The organism is Niallia sp. WK069_GA_01 (genome assembly GCF_983173855.1).
In genome coordinates, this window is record NZ_OZ470138.1 from 1,590,790 (window position 1) to 1,605,916 (window position 15,127).

Here is a 15,127-nt window from a genome sequence, read left to right on the forward strand (position 1 = left end):
ATAATGAGTGGATTTTATAACCACGACCATTTTTTTACCCTAACCTTCTTTTATGCTTAGTTATTAAGTGTGAAAGGAGGTTTTTTTGTGGCTAAAATGAAACGAAAATCAGAAACTCAAAAGGGAATGAGCATTGAAAAAGCAAGGGAAGTTGTTATACGAATTAAACAATTGGAAGGATTAAGTGTTCATTCGATTAGCAACTACAATAAGCTATTTAATGATTTCGAGCGTTTTTTTAATAAACGAAAACATATCAATAATTTGACTACGGATGATGCAAGGGCATTTATTGAATGGCAACTACATGACAAATTACAATTTAAAGAAGCACGTTTCAGAAAAAATAAAAAGAAAGGTGTCTCTATTAGTTCTTGTAATACTTATTTGCAATATGCAAAAGCCACTTTTTCTGCTTTGTTATCAGAAGGATTAGTCGATAAAAATATTTTTGACGTAATAAAGAATATTAAGCAGCAAGAAAAGCAAATTGACATCCTTACAGAACAAGAAATTAAAAAGATACTCAATTCATTGGATAAAAGTTGGTATGCAGATTTTAGAGCATTTGTTTTAATTTACACATTAATAGATACATTTGGAAGAATATCAGAAGTTTTAGCATTAAAAAAGCAAGATATTGACTTTGAGAAAGAATGTGTAACGTTTAATGAAACTAAAAATAATAAATTTCGCATTGTGCCTATTACTAAAAAGACAATGTATTTATTAGATGAGTTAATTGAAGAAACAAAGGGGTTTGAAAGTGAATATATCTTTTTGACAAATGCAGGGAAACGTTTACCGTCTGATACTTTTAGAAAACAGTTGAGAGAGATTGTACAAAAAGCAGGTATTGAACGAAGAGTACATCCCCATATATTTCGTCATACATCTGCCATGTTATTTCTTAAAAATAATGGCTCATTACGTGTATTGCAAAAAATTCTTGGACATCGTGATATTCAAACTACAATGATTTACAGTCATGTTTTAGATGACACAATAAAACTACAACATGATATGTATTCTCCCGTTAAACTAATCGAACAATCAGAGGGATATAAGACGAAAACTAATCAAAAAGGTAGGAGAAATAAAAAATGACCACACTTTCACACGCAATTCACATGATAGATGCTTACTTAATGCAACGCCAATATGGAACATTAGTTGTAGATGATGGACAAGCTTATTTAGAGTTAGCAGTAGGCGAATTAATCACACTAAATAATAAACATGATATTGAAGTTTTAAATGATGGAGAATATTTATCTATCACATTTGAACAAGCAGTTAACACAATGTCTACTGATGGATGGAGTTTATTTGCAGGATTACAAGCAAGAGTCAAACAATGTCCAAGTTTAGAAAAACGCTGAAACACGCATGAACACTAGGTTTCTAGCACTCTAAGTAAAATTGTACTATATGAAAGAAAAATAGGGCTAGATGGTTGCCTCCACCTAACCCCGATTCAAAATTGAATCCCATAACTAAAAAATATGGATAATTTCCCTACAATTTAATATGGAATTTCCCTGCCTTCATTCTACGAAAAAAAATCGTAGTTTGCAAGGTCTAGTTTCCTATTGTCAAAAATAGGGGAATTCCGGTCATGGTTGCCCAATAACATGACTATAATCAAAACTGGAAAGGTAGTGACTCAGCCGATGCGATAAAATGAGGATAGATAGCAATAAACAGTTCCCTATTTCTGTTTGCTATCGAATGGTGAAAGCCACCATTAAACGCTGATCGAAGGAAGGGTAGTGTGTCATTTAGGCACAGTAGGACAAGTCATAAGTAACTATATTCTTTTCTAGTCCACAAAATAACGTGGTGTCGAATTAATTAACTGAAAAGCCAAAGCGTAAAGTTATAGAAATAGTGAAACTGTGAGGGCTACTTGTAACAGTAGACTTGTCGGAGTAATCCACAACAAATAGGGTTCATACAAACGGATACCTTAACATGATATGCCATTTGAAGTTGTCTATCTTGTTGCATTGATTATTTTTTTTAATCTTTGTAACTAGGTAGTCAACCTTTCGCCAGCCGTTTTCCTGTCAATCAATCCATTTGATAAAAAGATTAAAACAAAGTCAAGAGAAAAATGACGAAATAGAGGTTTATATATCAGTATAGGGGGACAAGGGGAAATGTTAAGGGTTTAGAAAATGATGTAATGGTACGAAAAACCCTTGGGAACATTGATGTTTAAAGGGATTGTGAAAAAATGAGTCTATTTTTGTATAAGGAATAGAATAGAAAAAGAAAAGTGTTTGAAATAGAAAAACGCTGTAACCATTGATGTATATAGGTTTCTAAGGTGTTCGGAAATTCTGTACTATTTGAATAGGAAAAAAGTTAATAAAAATAAAATGTTTGAAGTTTGAGATTGCTGAAACCCTTGATATATCTAGGTTTCTAGCACATTGAGTTTTTCTGTACCTAATGAATAGGAATACAATAAGACATTTCATTGATTACCATTCTATCATGATAATGAATGAAGTATCTTACTTCAAAGTCACTTTTTGACTTTTACCTTCCTTTTTTATTGAGGGGGTGCTTATAAACACATAGGCACTCTCTCCTTTTTTTTACTCATAATTTTAACTATTTATATAAAAACCTTGTAAGGAGGTGTTGACAATGGACTTAACATCTATTCCAATTGACCAATTGGTTTCTAATGGGATATTTGCAGTATTGTTTATTTGGCTATTAGTAAATCAACAAAAAGACAGCCGAGAAAGAGAAAGCAGATTAACTACACAAATCGAAAAACAAAATGAAGCACAAGACCGAATAGTACAATCACTAGAACGATTGGAAACTCAAATATCACAATTAAAGGAGGTTAAATAATGGCTGAAATAACAAGTGCAGCATATCAAAATTTAAGAGACTATATCCAAACAAATTGGAAGTATATCGAATTACAAGATGATACTGGAGTAGCTATTATTAGGTTATCACCTTCTGACAGCAGAGTAGCTTATACAGCAGAGGGACAGACATTGAAATTACAAGTAGTTGTAAAGGGTTCTGATGCAGATATTAATACTCCTACAACATTTGCTAAGAGTGCTATATTTGATGTCGCTAGTGGAGGGACACCATATTCTTCTGAAACTTTTACTTCTTTTACAATTGAATCAGATCAAGACGAATTAACGGTTATCCATTCTATCCAAGTACCGCAAGTTGTTTAGGAGTTGATGTTTCATGTTAGGAGCAGGAACACAAAGTAATCCTTTCATCATCTCCACTCCACAAGATTTAAACGATATTAGAAATAACCTTACAGCATACTATGAGTTAGCAAATGATATTGATATGTCAAGTTTTGGAAATTTCGTTCCCGTTGGTAAAGTATCACCATTTTTTAAAGGGTTCTTTGATGGAAAAGGTTATAAGATTAAAAATTTAACTATCAATGAAACAACTGGATATATAGGTTTGTTTGGAAGCATTGCAAATGACTCATCATATATTAAAAATTTAGGTTTAGAGGATTGTAATATTTCAGGTGGAACAGTTTCAAATTGGTGTGGCTCTATAAGTGGAGTATTAAATCATGGAACAATAGAAAATTGCTATGTCACTGGTGCGGTTACAGGAAAATACATGGTTGGTGGATTAGTCGGGCAATTTCCATATGGAAAAATTAAAAACTCATATGCAAATGTAAATGTAACAGGTTTTGCAAGGGTAGGAGGATTAGTAGGTTATTCGACAAGTGTAAATTGTATAGTTGAAAATTGCTATGCCAATGGAATAACTGTCCATACAGAAGTAGGAACACCATATCCAGCAGGAGGATTAATTGGGGATGCAGTAGCTATTACAGTTACTAATTCTTATTGGGATATACAATCTAGTGGATTGACTTATAGTGAAGGCGGTATAGGAAAGACTACCGCAGAAATGAAAACTCAATCAACTTATAGTGGATGGGATTTTACTTCTACATGGGGATTTAATAATGATTATCCATATCTACAAGTTTTTGGATTACCAGTAGCACCGCCAAATGTCGTAAGTATTTCTCTTACTTCTCATATTTTACCTATTATTTCTACTGTTAATACGAATAAGAAGGTTTACAAGGTCACAGAATCGATTCTAAGCCGAGTAAACGCCTATTTGAGTAAGGAAAAACGAACAGAAAGAAATGTATCGACTTATTCCTTATCGTTGCATACAAGTGTCTTAAAATCCAATAGAACAGTTAGAAATAGCACTCAAAATGTAAATACATATATTTTACCAATTCATTCTAATGTGTACAGACATTCCAAAAAGATAGAAGAATTACTATCCTATATAAAGCCTATACAAGCCCGTATAGACGTTTTATATCCACTAAATACAAATGTATACAATGCTTATTTAAACGTCATAGAGAATCGTTCTATGGCTTCTTATACGGTTGATATGACAAGTGTAAATACAATTGAGAATCCTTTCATTAGTGAGGTGATAGAATAATGGCATTTGTAGGGGATACAATTAGATTGAGAGTCCAATTTAGGACATTTACAGGACAAGTAGTTAATCCCAATGATATTAAATTAACAATCTATGATAAGCAAAACAATCAAATACAAGAAATACCAATCACAGACAGCGATAAAGAATCAATCGGTGTCTTTTTTTATGACTACATTATACCCGATGAAATTTTGGATTACTTTGTTTTCCAATTTGGAGGGTTACATAACGATAAGCCAATCCTTGCAAGGGGAAAGGTTAATGTCAAATTTAATTAATTTTAAGGAGGTGAAAGTATGGCAGAAGAGACTACATATACACAAGAGCAATTAAACGAAGCTTTAGAAACAGCAAAGAATGATTGGAAAGAGAAAGAATTGAATCCAATTGTAAGTGAAAGAGATGAATTGCTTCAATATAAGCCTAAAGAAGTATCTGACACTGAAAAAGCATTAGCAACAAAACAGGAAGAATTGTGGAATAAAGAAGTTTCTCTTTCATTAAAGGAACATGGATTAGAAAGTTTTGCTTCTATTGTGAAAGTTAGCAATGAAGAAGAATTAACAGGAGTTATCACAACTCTAAACACATTTGTAAATGATTTAAAAGTGTCAATTGGTTATGTGCCTAGTGAACACAACAAGCAAACAGAATACAGTGCTGCTGAATCCAAAAAGGATACAAAAGGCATGATTGCTTCAAAATTTAGCAAACTATTTAACTAAAAAAATATTGGGTAGTGACCAACACTAGAGGAGACTTATTTTATGTTTAAATCATCTAATTTTACAAACGCTGAACAAATTTCACTTTCTAAAGAACTCGCAATTTTGGGAGTACAAGCAACTCCTTTAACTTCTATGTTAATGGCAAAAGGTAACATCGAGAAAGCATTAAGCACAGTTTACACATGGAGAGCAAAAACACTTGACAATGCAGAAGATTTATCAGCGGTTGAAGGTTCTGATGACATTGTTTTTTACGAGACAAGTCGAGCAGAATTAAACAATGTTTTGCAAATTTTCAAGAAGGGTGCTTCTATTTCTGGAACAGCAGTTGCAATGAAATCTACTCAATTCGCCGAAGAAGTAAATGACCGTCTTTTAGAGTTAAAAATTAATATGGAGAAAAAATTCATTAACGGTCTTAAAGCGGATGGCAGCCAAGCACCATTCAAACGTCAATTATCTGGATTAATCGAATTTGCTGATGCTTCTAATGCTGTATCGGCTACTGGTGCTGTAACAGAAGATACAGTAAAAGACGTTATGCGAAAACTTTGGAATCAAGATTTGGCAGAAGGTACAGTATATGCTTTTGTCAATGCTGATATTAAAGAGCAAATTGATGCTATCTATAAAGACCGTTATGGATACTCTCACGTAACTACTAACTTTGGTCTATTAGTAGATTCCATCAACACAAATTACGGTACAGTACACTTCGTACTATCTAAACATGTACCTGCTGACAAAATGGTAGTATTTAACGATGCTTACGTTGATCTTGCTTATTTACGTAGTCCGCATTTTGAACCACTTGCTAAGAGCGGAGATAATATCAAAGGTCAAGTTATCGCTGAAGCAACTCTTAAAGTAGGTTCACCTAAAGGTGTAGCAGTCGTAACAGTAGGATAATCATACATAGTTAGGGGCGTTCCTTCAAATAGAAGGAGCGTTCTTTTTATTTAATCAAAAGGGAGAAAATAAAAATGAACATTAAGGAAGTGTATTTTTTAAAACGCAGACAAAAGAAAATATCCATGCAAAAGTTAGCAAAATATATAGGTTGTTCCCAGTCACTGATAAGCAGATATGAGACAGGAGATTGTGGAATGGTGCAAAAAAAGATTGACTTATACAGAGAATATATAGATAAAAACTAATCACATAAAAAATTCGAGAAGGAAAGTAGAGGTGAAAAAGTGAGAGTTATAGTTATTCGATATGACTACTCCTTCTTTTAGTTTCAGTATATTAATTAAAACAATTAATAAAATTTTTACTGAGGATTAAAAGGAGGAATCTGAGTGTACTTTTTGTACATTCGGAGGGTCATATACGACACACGTTGTATATAGAATGAGAGGGTAGTAGGAGAGTTTCACAACTTTTGCTATTACAAAATGAATGAATATTACAGAAATTTATGTCCGGAATGGGCAAAGGAAATCCAATTACAACATGATTTAGTGCTAGGTGATGATGCTGATAGCTTATTATCTTGTAATTTGCTTGAAGAAATAACAAATGGATTATGGAAAGTAAACTATTTTTATGACTTTGAGGACATATACAGAGCAAATAAGACCAGTGAACGCATAATTGGTGTGGATATGGCATTTACTAAACAAGGTGCAAGATGTTTTGATAACCACGTTAGTAGAGCCTATCCGAATGATACATACAACAAAAATTGCATGAATCTTAACTTTTACAAAGATTATATCAGTGCGACAAAAAATTATTATAAAAAATATCCATTTTCGACTTTAATGTTAATTATGGCTTATTATGACATTCCACTTCCTAAAAGTGATGCCGGTAAAGCTATTATATTAGCTATTGATTCATCACATAAAGGACATTACACGAATAATTCTTATTTTAAACAAATACATACAGATTGGCTAGAATTACTTGGATTTGGTAGTTTAGTAGACATATTAAATAAAAGAGATATGGCATTTTTTAAAAAAGTACAAGAGTATTTCGGACTAAGTGAAAAAGTGTATCTGAATGAAGATGGATTACTAAAAACGGACATAAAATTAGAATTAATACAACCATATTTAGATTGGGATCTAGGTTTATCTGATAAAAAATTTAAGCTAATCAAACAATTTGAAAGAGAAGGTCATAGTGTAGGTGAAAAGAGACTTCCCAATAAAGAGGATATTATCTCATTAGCATTTACTGGTAAGGAATACATATCATATACGCATAGAGGGTGATTATTCACCTTCTATGTTTGACTTTCTTTGACTATTTGACCAAAATTGACTATAATTAATCTTATTAGGAGGAAAAATTTATGAAAAAATCATTCTTTTTTTGCTACAACAAACACGTATCGGAGTTTTTATCAAGTAAATATATTCCATTTATTACAGTGGCAAAAGATGTGAAAACAGGGAAAATTTTTAGTTTATATCAAATTGACGAACACTTACAGGCAGCACTTGACGAGTATAAAAATAGATAATCTTGGAGTTCAACAGTTGAACTTCGGTCTTTGACAAATAACTAATCTTAAACATAATCGGAGGATATATAATCTATGACATATGAAGAACTAGAAAACTACTTAAAATATGATGAACAAGAAAGCAAAATCTTTATGCCTAATGAAATATTTGAGGACTTGCAGAACAATATCAAAAATGGTACGCACATTGCAGTAGCATATTCCTTTTATTATTTAATCTCATGGTTGTACAGATATACCAAATATCTTGATGTAATTGAAAGTGTTAAAGATATAAAGAAAATACTTGGTTATAATCCGAATGCTAAAACAATAGACTACATAATTAAAAAGAATGGAATATTGGATATAATGGGATATACTTCCACTGAAAGAGATTTTCCGATTATATGGCATTTTAAAGATGATATATACGATTTTGAAGAATTATCATTTACTATGTTTAGTGAAGATAGAGAACTATTACCAACGGATTTTTTAAATAAAGTAACCAATAGATTTGTGATTAAAGAGCCGATCAAAGGATTATATAGAACTCAAGAAGATTATGAGGACGGACATCAAAATGGAACATTCTTTGAAGTAGATAATACTCATTTAATTCCGTTTGAAGTATTTATGTATTGTATGACAAATAAAAATATCGGCTGCACAGGGTTCTATTTATACAGTTACATTAAGATGATGAATCAAAAGTATAAAGGTGCATATGATTGTCCTATGTTGACATTAGCAGAGGATACAGGATTAGCCAACAGAACAATGAAGGATTACTTGTCAAAGTTAAGACAATATAAACTTGTCGAAGGTATCCATAATCAAGAATTTTTCTGTACAGCATTGGATAAAGGAAAACGGAAAGCAAACTCATACATAGCGAATGATTGGGTAGTATTCTCCGGTAAGCCTATTTCATATGAGAAAATAAAGGTGATGGAAGCGAAAGAATATTTTCAAATGTTGGAGGATAAACGGAAGAAAGAGGAAGGGGAAACGGAATCATTCCCACTCGATATGCTACCCTTCTAATGCGAAATCCAAAAGGTACGTTTTTCGCCCTACATATAATATAGGTGATTAACCTAGTCAGATTATGTTATATGTGATTATTTAAAAGGTTACTTATTTGCCCTACATATTATATATATTAATAGACTAATAGTTAAATATGAAAAGTAAAAAGTATATCTATATTAAGTATAGGGCGAATATCGTACCTTTTGAAAATATTAATTAAATTTAAAATTAATAGTAAATTATAAGCATATTAAAAATGAGGAATCAAAAGTTTACAACTTATATTAAGTATAGGGCAAAAAAGCAACCTTTTGACATTTCAATTGTGGGGGAGGGTATCACAAATATGTGATGCTCTTTTTGTCGTGTACGAAATTTAGTGTTCCAAAATATGGGGGATGGGAAACTGTCCTCCTTTTTTATATTCATATTAAATTAATCGAATGGAGAATGATAAAAATGAAAAAATCATATGAACAAATTAGAATGGAAATGGAAGCAGAATTTAAACAACTACATAAATCTATTGACAAAGTGATTGATAGCACAAATAAGCAAGTTGAAAGTTTCGAGAATCTACGTAAATTATTAGGCTATACGGACGGTGATAAATAATGAACATTTACGAAGCAATGGATCAATTACCAAACGAAAAAAAGCTATATTTTAGTTGGAAGCATGATATTCGTTTTAAACGAGATATTAAAAAGAAATCAGCAGATGACTTTTTGAAGGAAGTAAACAGGAAAACACTTGATGGGTTTGTCAAATGGGAAAAATCAACCGAATACAAGCAATTGTTAATGTTGTTATTGGACAGTAAGATTGCTAATGACTTTGAGGAAATATATCAAATTGTAACGGCTAAGGCTAAAGATGGTGACGATAAAACTATTCGTCTATTTTTTACGATGTATAAGGAAGTACAAGCAAATGCTAAACTTGCAGCCAAAACATTTGAACCTGTACATGATGAAGAAAAAGAACAGGAAGAAGATGGCTTAGTGTTGGATTAAAAACGAGTATGTACTCGTATTTTGCTAGGTCATGGGTGTAAGTAATAATCTGACTCCCCAAAGAGTTGGCGGTTGAAAATTATAGGAGGAAATTAAAATGAAAAAAGATATTTTAACAATTAAAAGTAATATAGATTGGTTATTGATAATTGCTATTTGTGGATTTATTGTTGAATCGGTTGTATTAATAATGGGATAGTGAGTCCATGAGAAGGACTTGTTTTGAGGGGTACTGAATGGTACGGGGGAGTGTACTTTTTGGTATGCTCTCTTTTTTTATGCTTGGAGGTGAGAAAATGGCAATAATAAAAGGTAAAAATAATAGACTACAAAAAGTATTAGGTGATTTTCGACTATTTGCTAAAAATTTTATCAAGATTATTGATAATAATGGTGATAGTGTACCGTTTGTATTGAATCCCGAACAGGAACAGTTTACCAATGAAATGACTAAGTATAATGTGATTCTCAAAGGACGCCAAATTGGAATGACAACACTTTCATTGGCATATATGATTTTTTCAGCATGTACAAAGTCCGATACGAGTTACTTAATGATGACTCACCATAATAAAGTAACACAATCATTGTTGCGTAAGTTGAAGAAAATGTATAAATCCCTTCCACACGACAAGTATCCTAACCTATTTCCTACTCTTGAAATATCCAATAGGGATGAAATATACATGTCAAATGGCTCTAGGATACAAGTTGCTACTGCTGGTGGTGAGGATAGTATCAGTGGTAATACATTTGAATTAATCCATTTGTCCGAGATGGCAAAGTATCCAAACGAAGCACAAGAGGAAATCATAGCAACGAGTATTCCTGCATTGGCTAAAAACCCTAACAGTAAAATTATTATTGAATCAACGGCAATGGGCTACAATACATATCAAGAAATGTTCATGAAAGCATTTAGAGGTAAAGAATCTGTATGGAAAGCACACTTTTATTCATGGCTTGCAAAGGCTTATAGTAGCCAATTTAAGCATAGTTTTGATGAAGCCGAAGAATGGTTCAAGGTACATAATAAAGGGGCTAGAATGGCTTCTAAGGACTTAGAACATGATGAAATAGAACTAAGAGAAAAGCATGGTGCTTCATTTAGACAGTTAATGTTTAGACGGTATTACATAGAAACAAACAGTATTGATAAGTTTCATCGTGAATTTCCTACTACACCTGATGAAGCTTTTGCGGAAAGTAATATGTCTGTATTTGATACAAAGATAATTATTGAACGATTGCAGAATGTAATGAATCCGTTATCCATGAAAGAGATAACAGTCGATATACCTAACTTATTAAAGCCATATCTCAATAAAAGTTTATTCCTATATCATCTACCTAAGAAGGGTATTAAACATTATGGTGGGGTGGACGTTGCTTCTGGTACTGGTGGAGATAATGATAACTCAACTTGCACGATATATAGTGCAGAAGGGCAGCAAATGGCTTCCTTCTATGCAAATGATGTTCCTGTCTATGAGTTTGCTAAAATAGTGAACAGTTTAGGCAGGTTTTTTAATTATGCCTATATATGTGTAGAACGCAATAGTTATGGATTGCCATTGCTAGAAAAGTTACGGAAAGAATATGGATACATGAATCTATTGAAACAAAAAGTATTCGATCAAAAGGGTAAAAAGAAATTGCAACTAGGATTCATGACTACTACCACAACTAAGCCTATTTTAATCAATGATTATAAAGAAAACTTTGAACTAGGCATGATAAATATAGAATGTGTTCAGACATTGGAAGAGATGAAAATATTCCAAGAAATTAAAGGGAAAATGGGTAATAAAAAGGGTGCTAATTTACATGATGACTTGGTAATAGCTAATGCAATGGCTTGTCAGGCAATGAAACAAAGTAAATATTATGTGGATATTTAATATCTGATGCAAACAATCCTTCTATGTGAAGGAGAGGTTCATTGTGAACCTGTTATATATATAGAAAGGGGAAAGAGAATGGATAAATTAGAAAAGTATATCAAAGAGAAGTATGATAATGATACTAATTGGTTCGTTGAAGAAGTGGAAAATATCGACAATCAACAACGAGTAAATGATATATTAGAAAAGAAATATTACCTAAATGGTAATCATAAAATATTACATAGACAGTCGTACAAATACAATGGGAAAGAGTTTACTCCACGTAAAATTGTATTGCAATATGCTAAAACGTTATTAAACTTTCAGAAGGCTTATTTATTGCAGAATCCATTAACATTAACTGGGACTGAAAATATCGTAAAAGAGTATCAAAAAGTCAATAAAAAGGCGAAATATGACCGTTTAAACATGAAAATACTGGACAAAGTGCTTAAATATGGACAAGTTGCTGAATATGTGTATATAGAAAATGGGGTTATTAAATCAAAGTTGATAGATGCAGGTGAAGGGTATCCTGTTTATGATGAGGAGAATAATCTTATTGCGTTTATACAGGCATATGTAAATGATGGCATTAGCTACTATACAGTGTTCAAAAATGATATTGTAGAAAAGTATAATAACAAGGGTGGAGAGTCTATTCAATTAACGGATAGATATGTCAATCTAAGTGGATTGCCAATTGTTTATAACAATGAAAATGAATTGAGTGATACTGAGGGCAGAAGTGAATTAGATGATTGGATTAGTATATTGGATTCGATGGAGGATTTAATCAGTAAATATACGGATAGTTTCTATAAGTTTATGAATCCTATTCCAGTAGCCATTGGACAACAATTGAAGGGTGAGGGGCTACCTTCTGATGTAATAGGGGGAGGAATAAGCCTAGATGATGGTGCGGAGTTTAAAATGGTGGGGAATCAATTAGATTATCATTCCTTTGAAACTATCTATAAGACATTGTTACAATCATTGCTAGATGTATCACAGACACCTGCGGTTAGTTTAAATAAGACGGATATTAGTAATCTTAGTGAGGTTAGTATCAAGTTGCTATTCCAATTGGCTAACATTAAAGCAGGAATGAATGAACAGTTTATGCGTGATAGTATAGAGCAACGATTCGATAAGATTAGAGTATTGTTAGGATACTTAGGTAAACAGTACAGTGAGGATGAATATGAGACATTAGATATAGTATTCCAATATGCTACACCTTCTAATGATAAAGAGATTATTGAGAATCTTAAAGCATTAAGAGAGATGGGAGCAATTAGTTTAGAAGGAATATTAGAGGACAGTCCGTATACTACTGATGTACAGTTTGAGTTGAATCGAATAGTTAAAGAAGGAAATAGTGTACATAATGATGATAAGGATAAGGAAGAGAATAAAGAGGTAACGATATAATAAGAATGTAGGAGTGTCAAGGGATTGGACTTTATGAGTATATATTGCCCTGCGCTTACATGTTATACGGTGGGGGGGTATATAATATATATAGGGTTCTAAAATGGAACGAAATTTTTATTTTTTGTAAAGTTAATCTACTTGACACTTCCATTTCTATAATATATCGAATAATCCTTATGCAGTATTTTATGCATTATTTTGTATGTGTATAGGGAAATAATAAGAAACTAAATCTACTGCTTGTCTATTGATTATACAGTCATAAATGGCTACAAATAAGCGTTTTGGTACTGTTTTGTATATTATTTCCATAATAACGATGGAATGGTTATTCTATCGTCTTTTTTAGGTGGTTTAGAAACGTTGATTTATCAATATGTCTATATTTTCCTTGTTAACATAATGTATGCTATAGGAAGCAAAAATTACAGTATTTTCCAATATTAATAAATGGTCATGTATATATATGCAACTGTATTCTATAGGATGATTGATAATACGATACCCCTAATCGAGAAAATGAAGTCGCTAACTTACCATTTTACACACCCAAGGAAAAATATAGAAAATTATCCAACTCGATATTATTGGATACTGCATGATATTCTTAGATATTTATCTATATTGTTCGATATTCATCTATATTCTTAGATATTATTAGAAAAGCCCAATTTTTCAACTTTCCAATTGTAGGAAAATAAAATAACTAATATTTTTTCATTACCCGCATGTTACCCGTTCATTACCGAAGCTTAAAATTTCGTTACCTGACTACGTTACCGCCCGTTGGGTAACGAAAAAGCCATCGGTAACTAGAAAATGGGTAATGTGAAATTCGGGTAACGAACTTTAAACAAAGGAGGTCACAAAATGAACAACTTACAAAGGTTACAATTAGAAACAAAAGGTATCAACTTGTCACAAGAGGAATTAATCATCTATTTACAAGAGAACAACTTGCAGCCATTTGATGAATATAATCCTCAATCAGCCACAAGCAAAAAAAATATTTATTCTTCTGCATTATCTATACTTGAATCCATTGCTAATAATCCTGGTGGTATGAAGTCCTATAAATTGGATGATATGACAGTTTCCGACTTTCACGATAATTTAATGGCACGTATAGACCAATTGGAGCGTAAAATTAGAACGCTAAAAACGGATGAACAGTTACAGAATGAATCAAGTTTCTTTATGTTATTTAGTGAATAGAAAGGAGGTAACGTTTTGTTTAGTCCTAATATAGAAGATTTAGAGTTTCTTTTTGAATCAGCAGGACAAAGTATTTCTATTAATAATGTAGCCACACAAGCCATTATCACGAATACTACACTTGCTGAACATGAAAAGAAGCATATACATACAATCAATCCTATTCATATGGGGGATTTAGTTGCTATAGATGATGAAAATTATTTAATTACAAGTGATACAGCCATGAAGCGATACGGAAAGTATAAAGCTATTATGACACATTGTAATTTTTCAATACAAGTCCCAGGAGAAACAACACAAGTATTGCTCGGGTATGATGACGAACAGAGACCAATTTATCAAACGGTTGAGGGTGAGCCTATAGTAGTTCCTTCTATTATAGATCAGCAATCATTTACTATTGAAGGTGGATATTTTAGAATGGCAAATAATCAAATATTGGCTACTGTACAAGATAATCCGACAAATAGGGATAAATTGAAAGTAAATAATACTTTTACATTTGTGGATGGATATAAAGTGCTGAATCACGATTATACGAAACGAGGGTTAATAATCTTAACGGTAGAGAGGACTACTTCGTAATAATATTTCCATAATATAGTTGTAAAACAAAGAACATTTTGCTATTATTTAATTAATAGTATAAAAGAACGGCAGAGTATCAATAGTTTCGATTCAATTCATCAGAATTATTATCCCAACAAATGAAGAGGTAATGATTGCTCGTGATGTTGTAAGACTAGCAAAATAATAAGAAAAAGTAACTTTTAGCAAACAACCCGAATTCTGTACACAAAAAGTGGAGAATCCGGGTTGTTTGTGCTTTTTCTGTGAAAATAA

18 protein-coding genes are annotated in these 15,127 nt (G+C 32.1%); all 18 read left to right on the forward strand.

Translation table 11 applies throughout. From position 1 onward, the window contains the following. Nucleotides 1–96 precede the first annotated feature (96 nt). The 18 genes from AC5LWL_RS07570 (at nt 97) to AC5LWL_RS07655 (ending at nt 14,869) form a co-directional block, all read left to right on the forward strand. Nucleotides 97–1,107, forward strand: a complete 1,011-nt coding sequence (locus AC5LWL_RS07570; RefSeq protein ID WP_493436564.1) for a tyrosine-type recombinase/integrase — start codon at nt 97–99, stop codon at nt 1,105–1,107. Next, nucleotides 1,104–1,382 carry a hypothetical protein gene (locus AC5LWL_RS07575; protein WP_493433739.1) on the forward strand — a complete coding sequence of 93 codons (279 nt, stop codon included), beginning with the start codon at nt 1,104–1,106 and terminating at the stop codon, nt 1,380–1,382. The genes AC5LWL_RS07570 and AC5LWL_RS07575 overlap by 4 nt, the downstream gene beginning before the upstream one ends. A 1,276-nt stretch (nt 1,383–2,658) precedes the next feature. Then, nucleotides 2,659–2,874 carry a BhlA/UviB family holin-like peptide gene (locus AC5LWL_RS07580; protein WP_254415677.1) on the forward strand — a complete coding sequence of 72 codons (216 nt, stop codon included), beginning with the start codon at nt 2,659–2,661 and terminating at the stop codon, nt 2,872–2,874. After that, on the forward strand, nt 2,874–3,221 hold the full coding sequence (locus tag AC5LWL_RS07585; protein WP_493433740.1) for a hypothetical protein: 348 nt from the start codon (nt 2,874–2,876) through the stop codon (nt 3,219–3,221). The genes AC5LWL_RS07580 and AC5LWL_RS07585 overlap by 1 nt, the downstream gene beginning before the upstream one ends. Nucleotides 3,222–3,234: 13 nt before the next feature. Beyond that, nucleotides 3,235–4,500 (forward strand): GLUG motif-containing protein, encoded by a 1,266-nt coding sequence (locus AC5LWL_RS07590; RefSeq protein ID WP_493433741.1) that lies wholly within the window; start codon nt 3,235–3,237, stop codon nt 4,498–4,500. Then, nucleotides 4,500–4,781 (forward strand): hypothetical protein, encoded by a 282-nt coding sequence (locus AC5LWL_RS07595; RefSeq protein ID WP_493433742.1) that lies wholly within the window; start codon nt 4,500–4,502, stop codon nt 4,779–4,781. The genes AC5LWL_RS07590 and AC5LWL_RS07595 overlap by 1 nt, the downstream gene beginning before the upstream one ends. Nucleotides 4,782–4,799: 18 nt before the next feature. Next, entirely contained in the window at nt 4,800–5,228 is a 429-nt protein-coding gene (locus AC5LWL_RS07600) for a hypothetical protein (RefSeq protein ID WP_493433743.1), read from the forward strand. 42 nt (nt 5,229–5,270) lie between these two features. Then, nucleotides 5,271–6,140, forward strand: a complete 870-nt coding sequence (locus AC5LWL_RS07605) for an SU10 major capsid protein (protein WP_493433744.1) — start codon at nt 5,271–5,273, stop codon at nt 6,138–6,140. Nucleotides 6,141–6,214: 74 nt separating this feature from the next. Next, the gene (locus tag AC5LWL_RS07610) at nt 6,215–6,388 is read left to right on the forward strand and encodes a helix-turn-helix domain-containing protein (protein WP_493433745.1); all 174 of its coding nucleotides are present in this window, start codon (nt 6,215–6,217) and stop codon (nt 6,386–6,388) included. A 240-nt stretch (nt 6,389–6,628) separates the two neighbouring features. Continuing rightward, the gene (locus AC5LWL_RS07615; protein WP_493433746.1) at nt 6,629–7,456 is read left to right on the forward strand and encodes a hypothetical protein; all 828 of its coding nucleotides are present in this window, start codon (nt 6,629–6,631) and stop codon (nt 7,454–7,456) included. A gap of 80 nt (nt 7,457–7,536) precedes the next feature. Continuing rightward, nucleotides 7,537–7,707 (forward strand): hypothetical protein, encoded by a 171-nt coding sequence (locus AC5LWL_RS07620; protein ID WP_493433747.1) that lies wholly within the window; start codon nt 7,537–7,539, stop codon nt 7,705–7,707. A 75-nt stretch (nt 7,708–7,782) separates the two neighbouring features. Next, the gene (locus tag AC5LWL_RS07625; protein ID WP_493433748.1) at nt 7,783–8,739 is read left to right on the forward strand and encodes a hypothetical protein; all 957 of its coding nucleotides are present in this window, start codon (nt 7,783–7,785) and stop codon (nt 8,737–8,739) included. Between the two features lie 348 nt (nt 8,740–9,087). Next, the gene (locus AC5LWL_RS07630) at nt 9,088–9,342 is read left to right on the forward strand and encodes a hypothetical protein (RefSeq protein WP_493433749.1); all 255 of its coding nucleotides are present in this window, start codon (nt 9,088–9,090) and stop codon (nt 9,340–9,342) included. After that, nucleotides 9,342–9,743, forward strand: a complete 402-nt coding sequence (locus AC5LWL_RS07635) for a hypothetical protein (RefSeq protein WP_493433750.1) — start codon at nt 9,342–9,344, stop codon at nt 9,741–9,743. Before AC5LWL_RS07630 ends, AC5LWL_RS07635 begins: the two co-directional genes overlap by 1 nt. A 236-nt stretch (nt 9,744–9,979) precedes the next feature. Beyond that, nucleotides 9,980–11,644: a terminase large subunit domain-containing protein gene (locus AC5LWL_RS07640; protein ID WP_493433751.1), complete on the forward strand. Its 1,665-nt coding sequence runs from the start codon at nt 9,980–9,982 to the stop codon at nt 11,642–11,644. 78 nt (nt 11,645–11,722) lie between these two features. After that, complete coding sequence (locus AC5LWL_RS07645) at nt 11,723–13,063, forward strand: phage portal protein (protein ID WP_493433752.1); 1,341 nt, start codon at nt 11,723–11,725, stop codon at nt 13,061–13,063. 873 nt (nt 13,064–13,936) lie between these two features. Continuing rightward, nucleotides 13,937–14,281: a hypothetical protein gene (locus AC5LWL_RS07650; RefSeq protein ID WP_493433753.1), complete on the forward strand. Its 345-nt coding sequence runs from the start codon at nt 13,937–13,939 to the stop codon at nt 14,279–14,281. Between the two features lie 15 nt (nt 14,282–14,296). Further along, complete coding sequence (locus tag AC5LWL_RS07655) at nt 14,297–14,869, forward strand: hypothetical protein (RefSeq protein ID WP_493433754.1); 573 nt, start codon at nt 14,297–14,299, stop codon at nt 14,867–14,869. Nucleotides 14,870–15,127: the final 258 nt, after the last annotated feature.

What these genes read in the sequence shown, in the direction of transcription:
- AC5LWL_RS07570 (WP_493436564.1), top strand. Translation starts at nt 97, where the DNA reads ATGAAACGAAAATCAGAAACTCAAAAGGGAATGAGCATTGAAAAAGCA.
- AC5LWL_RS07575 (WP_493433739.1), top strand. Translation starts at nt 1,104, where the DNA reads ATGACCACACTTTCACACGCAATTCACATGATAGATGCTTACTTAATG.
- AC5LWL_RS07580 (WP_254415677.1), top strand. Translation starts at nt 2,659, where the DNA reads ATGGACTTAACATCTATTCCAATTGACCAATTGGTTTCTAATGGGATA.
- AC5LWL_RS07585 (WP_493433740.1), top strand. Translation starts at nt 2,874, where the DNA reads ATGGCTGAAATAACAAGTGCAGCATATCAAAATTTAAGAGACTATATC.
- AC5LWL_RS07590 (WP_493433741.1), top strand. Translation starts at nt 3,235, where the DNA reads ATGTTAGGAGCAGGAACACAAAGTAATCCTTTCATCATCTCCACTCCA.
- AC5LWL_RS07595 (WP_493433742.1), top strand. Translation starts at nt 4,500, where the DNA reads ATGGCATTTGTAGGGGATACAATTAGATTGAGAGTCCAATTTAGGACA.
- AC5LWL_RS07600 (WP_493433743.1), top strand. Translation starts at nt 4,800, where the DNA reads ATGGCAGAAGAGACTACATATACACAAGAGCAATTAAACGAAGCTTTA.
- AC5LWL_RS07605 (WP_493433744.1), top strand. Translation starts at nt 5,271, where the DNA reads ATGTTTAAATCATCTAATTTTACAAACGCTGAACAAATTTCACTTTCT.
- AC5LWL_RS07610 (WP_493433745.1), top strand. Translation starts at nt 6,215, where the DNA reads ATGAACATTAAGGAAGTGTATTTTTTAAAACGCAGACAAAAGAAAATA.
- AC5LWL_RS07615 (WP_493433746.1), top strand. Translation starts at nt 6,629, where the DNA reads ATGAATGAATATTACAGAAATTTATGTCCGGAATGGGCAAAGGAAATC.
- AC5LWL_RS07620 (WP_493433747.1), top strand. Translation starts at nt 7,537, where the DNA reads ATGAAAAAATCATTCTTTTTTTGCTACAACAAACACGTATCGGAGTTT.
- AC5LWL_RS07625 (WP_493433748.1), top strand. Translation starts at nt 7,783, where the DNA reads ATGACATATGAAGAACTAGAAAACTACTTAAAATATGATGAACAAGAA.
- AC5LWL_RS07635 (WP_493433750.1), top strand. Translation starts at nt 9,342, where the DNA reads ATGAACATTTACGAAGCAATGGATCAATTACCAAACGAAAAAAAGCTA.
- AC5LWL_RS07640 (WP_493433751.1), top strand. Translation starts at nt 9,980, where the DNA reads ATGGTACGGGGGAGTGTACTTTTTGGTATGCTCTCTTTTTTTATGCTT.
- AC5LWL_RS07645 (WP_493433752.1), top strand. Translation starts at nt 11,723, where the DNA reads ATGGATAAATTAGAAAAGTATATCAAAGAGAAGTATGATAATGATACT.
- AC5LWL_RS07650 (WP_493433753.1), top strand. Translation starts at nt 13,937, where the DNA reads ATGAACAACTTACAAAGGTTACAATTAGAAACAAAAGGTATCAACTTG.